Annotated in this window: 4 protein-coding genes; 1 reads left to right on the plus strand and 3 read right to left on the minus strand. The window is 59.7% G+C overall.

The features are described 5' to 3' along the window. The first annotated feature begins 62 nt into the window (after positions 1–62). Positions 63–1,460 (plus strand): replicative DNA helicase, encoded by a 1,398-nt coding sequence (gene dnaB, locus BLU52_RS01180; protein WP_090280796.1) that lies wholly within the window; start codon positions 63–65, stop codon positions 1,458–1,460. Between the two features lie 38 nt (positions 1,461–1,498). Here the strand turns inward: dnaB and BLU52_RS01185 are convergent, their stop codons facing one another. The 3 genes from BLU52_RS01185 to BLU52_RS01195 form a co-directional block, all read right to left on the minus strand. Continuing rightward, a complete protein-coding gene (locus BLU52_RS01185; RefSeq protein ID WP_231987998.1) occupies positions 1,499–6,133 on the minus strand; it encodes an NEL-type E3 ubiquitin ligase domain-containing protein in 4,635 nt (1,544 codons plus the stop codon). Positions 6,134–6,216: 83 nt separating this feature from the next. Next, the gene (locus tag BLU52_RS01190) at positions 6,217–8,610 is read right to left on the minus strand and encodes a hypothetical protein (RefSeq protein WP_231987999.1); all 2,394 of its coding nucleotides are present in this window, start codon (positions 8,608–8,610) and stop codon (positions 6,217–6,219) included. 386 nt (positions 8,611–8,996) lie between these two features. Continuing rightward, positions 8,997–11,618 (minus strand): hypothetical protein, encoded by a 2,622-nt coding sequence (locus BLU52_RS01195; RefSeq protein ID WP_157720666.1) that lies wholly within the window; start codon positions 11,616–11,618, stop codon positions 8,997–8,999. Positions 11,619–11,743 lie beyond the last annotated feature (125 nt).

Genomic DNA, 11,743 nt, shown 5'->3' on the forward strand with positions numbered 1-11,743 from the left:
TTTACAGGTCGTGCCCTTTGTCTTTCTGAATCCCCTGCTTTTCACCTAATTTTCAAGTGGCCATGAACGATATCTCCGCTCCCGAGCAATACGATCTGCAAACCGCTGCCCTGAAGGTGCCGCCACACTCCATCGAGGCCGAACAGGCCGTACTCGGTGGTTTGATGCTGGACAACAACGCCTGGGAACGCGTGCTCGATCAAGTCTCCGACGGCGATTTCTATCGACATGACCACCGTCTGATCTTCCGTGCGATCGCCAAACTGGCCGATCAGAACATGCCGATCGACGTCGTGACCCTGTCCGAGCAACTGGACAAGGAAGGCCAGACGTCTCAGGTTGGCGGTCTCGGTTATCTCGGCGAACTGGCGAAAAACACGCCGTCCGTCGCCAACATCAAGGCCTATGCGCAAATCGTCCGCCAGCGTGCGACGTTGCGCCAACTGATCGGCATCAGCACCGAAATCGCCGACAGCGCCTTCAATCCTGAAGGCCGCACCGCCGAAGAAATTCTCGACGAAGCCGAACGGCAGATCTTCCAGATCGCCGAAGCGCGGCCAAAGACCGGCGGCCCGGTCGGCGTCAACGAACTGTTGACCAAAGCCATCGATCGCATCGACACCCTGTTCAACACCGACAACGCGATCACCGGCCTGTCCACCGGTTACACCGACCTCGACGAGAAGACCAGCGGCCTGCAACCGTCCGACCTGATCATCGTCGCCGGTCGTCCGTCGATGGGTAAAACCACCTTCGCAATGAACCTGGTGGAAAACGCGGTGTTGCGCAGCGAAAAAGCTGTGCTGGTGTACTCCCTCGAGATGCCAGGCGAATCGCTGATCATGCGTATGCTTTCTTCGCTCGGTCGCATCGACCAGACCAAGGTGCGTTCCGGCCAACTGGAAGACGATGACTGGCCGCGCCTGACCTCAGCGGTCAACCTGCTTAACGACCGCAAGCTGTTCATCGATGACACTGCGGGCATCAGCCCGTCGGAAATGCGTGCGCGCACCCGTCGACTGGTGCGTGAGCACGGTGACGTTGGCCTGATCATGATCGACTACCTGCAACTGATGCAGATCCCGGGCTCCAGTGGTGACAACCGCACCAACGAAATTTCCGAGATCTCGCGATCCCTGAAAGCCCTGGCCAAGGAATTCAATTGCCCGGTAGTGGCCCTGTCGCAGCTCAACCGTTCCCTCGAACAGCGCCCTAACAAACGCCCGGTGAACTCCGACTTGCGTGAATCCGGTGCCATCGAGCAGGACGCCGACGTGATCATGTTCGTGTACCGGGACGAGGTGTATCACCCGGAAACCGAGCACAAAGGCATCGCCGAAATCATCATCGGCAAGCAGCGTAACGGTCCGATCGGTTTCATTCGGCTGGCGTTCATCGGCAAATACACGCGCTTTGAAAACCTCGCACCGGGCAGCTACAACTTCGACGACGACGAGTAAAAGGCTGGCCGAGCACCGTCGGCCAGCACTCGCCTCATTCAGCTTGCACTTGTGCCAGCGGCTTCCTCCTCAGTGCCGCTGGCCTTGTATTGGGCCAGCTCCTGGCGGCTCAGCGTTTCGATCAGGGCCGCTTCCTCGATCATCCACTCCGCCTGCATCGTTTTTGATTGCGCGTCGTAGTCGGCGAACGACAATTCATTTGCTGCAAATGACTCATCGAGGGCTGCCTGACGGTCCTGGAATGGCTGGCGTCGGGTTTCGAAGTTTTCCTGAAATTTATGCGTCAGGTATTTTTGCCAGAACTCCCTCGACACCAGTGCCTGAAACTCCTCGGCTGAGTTATCCCGCGCAATGACGGTTTGATAGGCGCTTTCCAATTGCGCCTTGGAGACTCCGGCCAAGTGGGCGAAACCCATTTCTTCCGGTTGCCCCGGCAACTGCAGACGGTCCTTCAGACCGTGACGATAGAACAGCCTGATTTCGACTTCTTCCGACACATGCGGCGGTGGCAGTGCCGCCTCTTGCGCTGTTCGGCGGGCAACAATGCTTGCCTCACGCTGGGCGATGTCCGCCGAGGCGATTTTGTCGACTTCATGCAGGCGGAACAACGCCCGGGACAGCTTGAACAGTTCCGGCCCTTGAGACTTGTCGCCGGCCCGGGCCACTGCGTTGTGCATCATGGCGGCGGTTTCCAGATTGGCGAAGGTGAACGCCGCCCGGTCACAGCAGGCCGCGTCGCCTGCGCGATCGAAGACTTCGTTGCGCAGGCGTTCGGACTGAGGCGTGTTTTCGGTGATGCTGTCGATCAGCATCCAGACTCGTGCCTGAAGTTGCGGGTGGCCGGTACCGGTATGCTTCAGACGTTCCAGGGTGTTGAACAAGCCGTCTGAGCGCGGCTGGTCGCGCAGGGTTTGCCATTGCCGCGTGCGGGTAGCCACCTGATGGTCGGAGAGGCCTGCGGTCCAGCGCACCAGCGGATCAGCCGTGGCCCGGCGAAAGGGCGGCGGCCGCCTGACGCTCGCGGTGTCGATGAGGTTTCTCGTGCCTGTCAGCGGTGTGCCGGCGGCTCTCAGGCGACGGCGGTAATTGATCAGGCGGTTGTACGTCGCGTCCGACAATGGATTGTTCGAAATATCGGTGATGTTGTTGATGCGCACGGTGTTTGCCAATTGATCGTTCGGCGGCGCGATGACGGCGTCGGGAATTTCCGTGATTCGGTTGTCGTTCAGATTGATGGTATCGAGCAGCGGCTGGTTCAGGATGCCGGTAGGGAAGGTATCGATCCCGGTATAGGCCAGACTGACAGTGCGCAGGTCGAGGATCCCGCTAAGGTCCGGGACGATACCCAGTTGCGGATTTTCCTGCAGTTCCAGTGCACGCAAGGTGGTGCGAGCTGCCAGAACGCGGGCAGTGTCGGCGGTCAGGGAAATGAAGTTTCTTTCCAGGGACAGACGCGTCAGCCCGTGCATTTCGCCAACGGCGGGTGGCAATTCGCGCAGTCGATTACGCGACAAGTCCAGCCAGCGTATATGGCGGAAACGCGTCAGAAAACCTTCCGGCGACGTGCTCAGGTTCATGTTCCTGAGTACGAGCGAGCCCACGTGAGTGAAGTCGACGTCAAGGTCCGGCAGGCTTGGCAGGCGCAGATCGCTGAGGTCCAGCTCCAGACCGATGGGGGTTCCGTCATTGGCGTGTCTTTGCGGTGTTTCCTGGCGCCAGCAACTGATGATCCGGTGGCTGGCGGTCACCCGGTCAGCGCGGGTCTGTGCGTTGAGCGCCAGTTGGTCGGCGCGAATGTACCCGCCGAGATTTCCCCCGCCGGAAAAAACCCAATCGTCGAGTTGACGTTTCAGGACCTTGAATTCCCGTTCCAGGCTACGCACCTTGGCGGGCGCTGCGTCCGCGTCGAGACTCCAGAGATATTCTCTGCACTGCTTCATGTTCTTGTTCGGAAACAGCCGCCGATAACGCTGCGCAAGGGAGTTGTCGCTATCGAAGTGGGGGGTGGCCAGCAGGTCGGGTGCGCCCTGGCTGACGCGTTTCCAGAAGTCATCGAACTTTTTTCCGTAACCGGCAGGAAAGCGGTTGCCGGTGAGTTGCGTCACAGCGTTGATCCGGGCGACCGTCAACAACTGCTCCGCTGGCGGATCGATGAAGGCTGGCGGCACTTCCTTCAAGCGGTTGTTGCTCAGATCCAGAGTCGTCAGCTCGGTCTTGTCCTGCAATCCGCGCGGCCACTGCTTGATGCCCGTGTGATTGAGCAGCACTTGCCTCAAGCCGGACATACCGCTGAAATCAGGCGTCAAACCGAGGGCCGAATTGTCGCTCAGGTTGATTGCCTCGAGCTGACTCATGGCACTGAGGGCCGTCGCGCTGTCCACCGTCAATTGCATACGGTTGCTGGCCAGATCCAGGTGGATGAGCTTATCCATGGCGGCAATGGCGTCGGGCAGACTTTTCAGCCTGCAGTGATTGATGACCAGGCGCTCGAGGTTGGGAAAGCCGGACAGGAAGGTCTCGGCATCGCCCGACCATGTAGCGGCGTTGATAAACAGCGCTTTGACATGGCTGAAGTCGGCGCTGAGCGGCGGCAGTGACGCTTTGGTCAAGGGCAGCCTCAGGGTGTGCGTCGAATCCAGCCAACAGGCTTGGATGATGTCGGCGACACGGCGGGCCTGGACTCTGGCCGGTGTGTCTGCGCCGGACGAGTCGGGCGGGTTGCCGTCGACGTAAGTACCAAGTTGGGATTGCAGTGAGTCCAGCGCTGCGACACGGCGTGCCAGTTGCGCTTTGCCGTCTTCATTCAGAGCGAGGAGAAAGGCCCGCAACTGCCGAGGATTCTTGTCCGGGTAGACCCGTTTCGCGTCGGCGGTTTCCGGCATGTCACTGGGGAGTCTGAATGCCTCAGCCACGGCGGCGTTACCCAGCTCCGGCTGTTCGATCGCCACCCTTTGCCAAAAGTCTTCCAGTTTCGTCCAGTAGCCGGGCGGGAATGGATTGCCTTCGAGCAGAGTGACGCTGTTGATCCGGGCGAGCGCGTCAAACTGCTCGGTGGGTGGATTGAGGTTCGCTTCCGGCACTGCGGTCAAGCGGTTGTTGCGCAAGTCCAGATGCGTCAAGCGGGTCTGGCTGTGCAGGCCCGCAGGCCATTGGTGCAGCTGCGCGTCGCTCAGGTTCAGCGTCTTTAGCTGAACCATGGCGGAAAAGTTCGGCGTGTTGCCCAATGGGTTACCGGACAGGTCCAGGTGCTTGAGTTGAGTCAGTGAACTCAGTTCAGCGCTCGTTTGTTCGTTGAGGACGAGGCGGTTCGAACTCAGATCAAGGCTGTTCAGGTTTTTCATTTGCACAAGGGCTGCAGGCAGCGTGTCCAGTGTCGAGCCGCTGACGTGCAGACCTTCCAGTCCAGAGAAATTGCCGAGCAAGGTACTCGCGGCATCAGACCAGTCGACCGATTGCAGCGTCAGGTGCCGGACATGGCGCAAGTCCGCTTGCAGCGCTGGCAGCGTGCTGTTGCCGGCCTCTAGCCACAGAATGGCGCCGGTCTGGTGGCGCCAGCAGCGCTTGAGGCTTTGCGCGATCTGCTGCGCATGGACCGGTGAAGTGCCAGGCGGCGCTGCGTTGGCGGTTTGCCGCAGCCAGGCATCAAGCTCGCTCTTGAGCGATTTGTAAGCATTTTCGCGCTGGGTCAGGCCGCCGGAGACGTCACTGCCCAAGGACTCGATGTAACGGCCGATTTCTTCATCGGTGTGGTCCGGAAACAGTTTTCGCGCCCGTGATTGCGGGCTGCGCAACCGGTTCAGGGTCTGCGACAGCCGCTCGCGCATGCTCGAACGCGCCGGCACATTGCCGTCGCCGCGCATCATTCCGCCGGCGCCGGCCACCGTGATGCCAACCCAGCCCTGGATGGCATCGAACACAATCGGTTCCGAACGGCCGGGACGCGTTGCGACGTAGAGGTTGGCGCTGTCGCTGGCGACGGGGTCGTCGCTGCGCACGATGCGCATCACGCTGGCCACTGGTGTCGAGGCGTCCGGGTCGCGCATCACCTGATAAGCATGGTTGTCAATCAGCGCATACAGTTTGCCGTCGAAGCGGTGGAGCCCGTCGCTGCCGGGTTCGGCATGGTTGAACGCCAGCGTTGTGCGAAACGCTGCCATCCGGGTATCGCTGAGCGCAAAGGTGATCGGTTCGAAATCCTCCTGCGGATGCCACAGCCCGCTGTCTGGATCGCGCAGCAGTACCGGGCCGGAAGGTTTCGATTCGCTGGGGAGCCTGGCCTGGAACAGCCCGGTCTCAGCGTCCCGGACGACTTGCACAATCCCGACGTCGACCACGTCGACGTACTGGCGTCCTTTAAAGATGCGCAGACCCTCAGCGTTGACTGCCGGCAAACCGACAGCGGCCGTGACCCGGTAATGCTCCAGCGGCAGGCCGACCGCGCGCGGCGTTTCGTGCAGCGACGTCGACGGGTGCACCATGACCGCAGGCGCCGGGGTGATTGCATCAAGGTCGGCACCGCTTGCGGGCGGGTGGGGGCGGGTCGGCAGGCCGAAGCTGTCAAAGCCCGGGCGCAGTGTTGTGTCGGCGCGCGGCGTAGTCACGTCCGGCGTCGCTGCCGGGCGAACCCCGGCGCTACCGGAGGTATTGCCTTTGGGCGGCGATTTGATTGGCATGGGTAACTTCCCTGTGTATTGGCCAGCAACGCCCGAAAACGGGAATTGCTGGTCGGTTCGGCGTCATTGCCGGTTTGGTTGAATCAGCGGGTCGCCACGGCGGCGTCGCTGGCAAGAGCGAAAATCCTGCTCGCGGTCTTGCCGTCGAAGGTCTGACGCCAGATGGCGACATGCGGCAGGCCGGCCTGCTCGTCGCGGCGTTGGGAGTCGATGCCGCGCCTGCTCTGTTCGAGCGTTTTGAGGTGGCTGCCCTTGATGGTGAAATTCAGCGGCTCGCTGTTCTGTTTCTCATAGTGAAAATGCGCTTCCCACAACGGCGCATCGTTAGCCCGGTCTCTTATCGAGTAAACGTCGAGATAGGATTTGTCCTTGCCTTTGCCCAGCTGTTTGCGGTCAACCGTTTTCAGTGCCTTGAGCTCGGCGTGATCGATCAGCCAGTTCAGGCGCATGATGTCCAGCACATCCTGGTTCTTGTACATGCGCACCAGCACCCCTTGCCCTTGCGCAGACAAGGTGTCGGCGGCGCTGTGCAAACGATCGATCAGACTTTGAACTTCAGCGTCCTTCTGTGCTTTTTCGAGATTCTGCAAGCGCCTTGCCTGTTCCTTCAGCTTTTCACTGGGCTTGCCCAGATCCTCGACAATGTTCGTCGGATTATCCTTTTGCGCTTCTCGGGCCTTGGTCTCGGCAATGTGCACTTCGACTTCCGCCAACAGCCGATTGGCTTCGGCAATCAGTTGCGGTTTTGGTGTAACAGCAAGCAGTGGGCGAACCGGCAGCCACTCGCCGTGGCGCTGCTCATAGCGTTCGGCCGGGCCGTCAGGTTGCAGCGGGTTGGCGACCTTGATGATGATGCTGCCATCTGCGGTGGTTTCGGTGTCGCCGATCAGAATTCTTGAAGTGCCGTGTCGACGGGTGCGGAACACCTTGCGGGTCGCTGGTGGCGAGGCTGTCACGCTGTCGCTTGGCCGGGGCGGAAGGAAGCTGAAGTCGATGTCCTGATCCAGGCTCGGCAGTTCGGTATGGCGATCGAACGTGGCGAAGAGTTCGTTCAGACGGGTCTCGATGCGGGTTTCGATCGGATCGACCAACGCGATGATTTGCCGGGCGTATTCGGCTTTCTCGCCCTCGGTAGACACTTGGGATTCGAAACGGCTTTTGTCGCTTCTGATCTGATCAAGCGTCAGCATCAATGCCAGTGGGTGCGAGCGTTCCGGGATGTTCTTCAATTCGCCGGTGACCAGATCGATGGACGCAAGCGAGGGCATCGTCGTGTTGGGCGAATGCGCTGGCGTGTCTGCGAACAGGTGGACGTATAACGTCAGTTTGTTGAAGTTGATACGCTCGGCCGAGGGCACTTCCTGGCTGAGCTCGACCAGTGTGGGCGCCGCGCCGGGGGACGCCTTCCTGACCTCCTCCATGATCCCTTGGCGCTCTTCGAGCAGCTTCAGCTTCTTGTTCAGGTGCGTGATCATTTTTTTACAGGTATCGGCGCTCAGCGTCGCGAACGCCGGAGCAACACGCAAGTCCATGACGGCCATGAGCCGATTCAGATAGCGCACGCGATCCAGGCGGAAGGTGTGCAGTTCTTCCTTGTAAACCCCGCCGGCTTTCAAATGGATCATCCAGTCCTTGTTATCGACAATGGACTGGACAAAATCCGTCTGCTTTCTGATGTGCTTGAGCAGATGAACTTCCACGGCGATCAAGGCTGCGGTTTTTCCTGCGCTGTCCTGCGCTTGTGCACGCGCTTCACTCCAGAGACGGTCGAAGCGGGTAGCGGAGTCGACCAGTTCCTGGTGCGCGGCGGCGATGGGCGCATAGCGTTGCATCAATATCGCCATGTTGGCCTGAGCCATCTCGCGGCGGCGCATGCCGCCGGCCAGGCCTGGAGAAACCAGCACCCATATGTTTTGCGCGTTGCGCATGATGGCGCGGGATTCGCCGCTGCGGCTGGCGTGGTAGACGTTTTCGCTGTCTGTGGCCACCGGATCCCTGGCCCTGACGATGCGCCAGACCTTTTGCGCGGGTGTCGACGCCTGCGTATCGAGCAGCACCTGACAGGCGTGGTTGTGGATAACCACGTAGCGTTTGCCATCGTGGCGAAACAAACCGTCAATGTCGGGTTCGCTTGTACTGAAGTCCAGATCCATACGAAACGCTCGCAGGCTGGCATCGGTAAGAGGGGCAGTAATGACTCCGTCGGCATCGTTTGGCCGCCAGAATCCGCTATCGGCATCACGAACCAGGACCGGGCCGGAAGGTTTCGATTCGCTTGCCAGGTGAGCCCGGTACAGCCCGGTGTCGGCGTCTTTGGCGACATGCACCGCCCCGACATTGACCACGTCGACGTACTGGCGGCCTTTATGAACTCTGAAACCCTCGAGATTGGCTGCCGGCAAGTCGACAGCGGCCGCGACCCGGTAATCCTCCAGCGGCAGACCGACCGCGTGTGGTGTTTCGCTCTGCGATGTCAATGGGTGAACGGTAACGACAGGCGCTGAAGTGATTGCATCGGGGTCGATGCTGCCCGTTGATCCGCCCGGTCGGAATGTCGGATGGGTCGACGTCGCAATTTCGAAGCCTGGCCGCACTGTTATGTCGGGGCGAAGAGCAGGTAAATCCCCTGCGGTATCCGGCCGCGGATGCACAGCAGCGGTAGTAGTACCTTTTGAAAGTGTTTTGATTGGCATGGTTTACGTTCCTTGTAGAGTTTGCCAGCAGCCTTCCGATGCCGCTGGTGTTCTCGGCGTCATGGCCAGAGGGTGATGACGACGTGGGTGTATCGGATTTTTTCCCGGCGAACGGCGCACCTGGTTACTTTTCGGTCGGACGGCACTATGCCCGGCCGAGGAAACAGCAATTACGTGACGCGATCAGTGGTGGCCGCCGCCAGATCGAAAATTTTCTGCGCGGTGCGTCTGTCGAAGTAATGGCGCCAAATGGCAACGTGTCGTCGTCCCGCCTGTTCTTCTCTGCGCTGCGACATACTGCCTTTCGCGCTTTGCTCAAGCGTTTTCAGGTGAGCGCCACGCAGGTTGAAGTTCAGAGCGGGCGTGTCTGCGGCAGGATAATGAAAGTGCGCGTGCCAGAGTGGCGCGCCGGTATGGGCATCCGTCAGCACGTAAATGTCGAGGAACTCTCTGTCCTGGCGCTTGCCCCGTTTCAGTCGCGTGGCTGCTTTCAGCGCCCGGACGTGCCCTCTGTCGATCAGATAAATCAGCCGGTCGACGCAGAGAAAATTCTTGTCCTTGTAAATCCGGATGCGAATGTCCTCACCTGCGCTGCGCAGACGCTGACTGTCCTGTTTCAACCTTTGGATCAACGCCTTGGCATTGGCATCGCTGTGTTCGAACCGCTGAAGCTGCAGGGCTGTGTCATCCAGCGCTCTGACTTTCTCTTCAAGTGTTTCGACAATATTGTCCGGGTTGATTTTCCCCCGCTCTTCCCGAAGGGCGGTATTTACGTGCGAGTCGGATTCGCGCAGCAGTTGATCGGCGTCTGCCAGCAGCGCGGGCAAGGCTTTTTTCCGAATCGTCTGCACCGGGCGCCATTCTCCCTCTCTGTGCTCGTAGGTTTGTATCGGTTGCTTCGGATCAAAGGGGCTGCTGACGTCAATGACTTCTTCACCGAGAGCGGTGCGTCGTGACTCGCCGATGTTGATCTTGCTGACACCGTTCTTTTTCGCCCGAAACAGGCGCCAGGCCTTTGTTTGCGGGCCGTTTCGGTCTTGTGGCGGAATGTAGTCGAAGTCAATCGGCTGCTCCGGGGCGGGTCGTGCGGAGCCGTCCGGCTGGTCCAGATAGAGGCGCGTCAGGCGAGTTTCCAGAGTGTGTTCGAACGCCTGGATTTCGGCGTTGATGTCATTGCGTGCGGTGACGTGTTCGGGGCCGGCTGGCAGGTCAAGTCGATCGTACCAGTCGCGCAGTGCGGCGCATTGCTGAGACAGGCCACTGAGAACCGATACGTGCAGGTCTTCCGGGATTTTGCCAAGCGCTGCGTAAACGAAGGTCGCCTGACCGAACTGGACAGCCAGGTCAGAAGCCTGGACAGCGTTGCCGGCCGACAGAGGATTGTCCAGCAGTACACTTTTGGTGAGCACCCACGAGGCGACGACGTTATGAGTGTCCGCCGATGAAAGTATGTCGCTCAAATCGTCCGGCGAGACCCTCCATTTTTTCACCAGATTATCGGCTATGAGCTGGCGCTCTTTCAGGTGGCCCATCAATCGGTAGAGGAAGCTGACGGTCCGTGGAAGCCTGTCCGGGGTGAGGTCGAGTAGTGGACCCTCCAGTGCGCGACGACTCAGGCCGCATTCTACGAGTTGTTGATACGCGAGCATTTGTCCCTTTTGCAACGCGATCATTTTGTTTCGGTAACCTTCCTCCGAAATAAGGGTATTTACGACGGATTTTTGCCCTTTGTAGTAGTTCAGGGCCTTCCCCAGACTTTTCAGTTCCTTGTGGCTGTGCAGTTCGCGATTTATAAGTGCCCTTAATTCGCCAGCTAACCGCTTGGCGGGCTCGCCCTCCAGGTCCTTCGCTGTCAGCCATGCAGTGATGAGCTCTTGACGTTTCTCGTGCGCTTTCTGGATTCGCAGATTTATCTGGTCAAGTTCAGAAGCCACTTCCAGACGCTGCCAGAAGGCACTTGAAGACTCTGCCACGGTTCGCGGCATACCTGCGGCACCGTACACAATCGTGCCCTGCCAGCCGTGGCGGGTATCGAAAGTGGCAGGCTCCGAACTGCCGGGGCGCGAAGCCACGTAAAGATTGCCAGCATCGGTGGCGACCGCGTCCCCGGGACGAACGATGCGCATCACCGACCTCTGCGGTGACGAAGCATCGAGATCATGCAGGACTTGATAGGCATGTTGCTCTATCCGTGCGTAGAGCTTGCCATTGAAGCGATACAGTCCATCACTGCCCGGATCGGCCGTGCTGAAATCCAGGTCGGTGCGAAACGTCTCCAGTCGTGCAGTCGATAGCGGATAGGTCAACGGCACCAGGCGTTCAACGGGATACCAGAGCGAACTTTCGACGTCGGGCTTTAAAACCGGCCCTGAAGGTATCAGTTCACTCGATAATTTCGCGCGATAAAAGCCACTGGCCGGATCCACTCCGATCTGCACAGTACCGCCGTCTGGCACTTCAACATACTGGCGTCCTCTGTAGACCGAAATACCTTGGGCGTCAGGCGCCGGCAGCACCGCCAGCGACGTGATCCAGTAGTCCTTCAGTGAACGTTCGGGCAGAGCGGGGGCGGGTACTGAGTTCGCAGTTGAGCTGACCACAACTCGCGGTGGCACAGGAGTAATGGCCGAATGAGCTGGATCGGTCGGTGACGAAGGGCGTCGGGTTGGCGAAGGGGGCGCCAATGTGCCGCCGAATGAATTCCTGTTGACGGGCCCGCTCACCGAGTCGCTGACGCGCGTCCCATGGACCGATGCGGTTGTCGAGCCTTTGACTGGCGGTTTGATTGGCATTGTTTGTCATCCTTTAACGTTCACGCCTCGCTATCCGATAAAAGATGCGCTGAGTGGTCGGCTTCCTTGCCGTTGTGCGTCGTGCGTTCATATGGAACGCGTAATGTCCGGATGGGCGGCCTCCT

It is taken from the genome of Pseudomonas granadensis, assembly GCF_900105485.1.
Taxonomy (GTDB): domain Bacteria; phylum Pseudomonadota; class Gammaproteobacteria; order Pseudomonadales; family Pseudomonadaceae; genus Aquipseudomonas; species Aquipseudomonas granadensis.

Coding starts and splice junctions, on each gene's coding strand:
- dnaB (WP_090280796.1), top strand. CDS start 63: ATGAACGATATCTCCGCTCCCGAGCAATACGATCTGCAAACCGCTGCC.
- BLU52_RS01185 (WP_231987998.1), bottom strand. CDS start 6,133: ATGCCAATCAAATCGCCGCCCAAAGGCAATACCTCCGGTAGCGCCGGG.
- BLU52_RS01195 (WP_157720666.1), bottom strand. CDS start 11,618: ATGCCAATCAAACCGCCAGTCAAAGGCTCGACAACCGCATCGGTCCAT.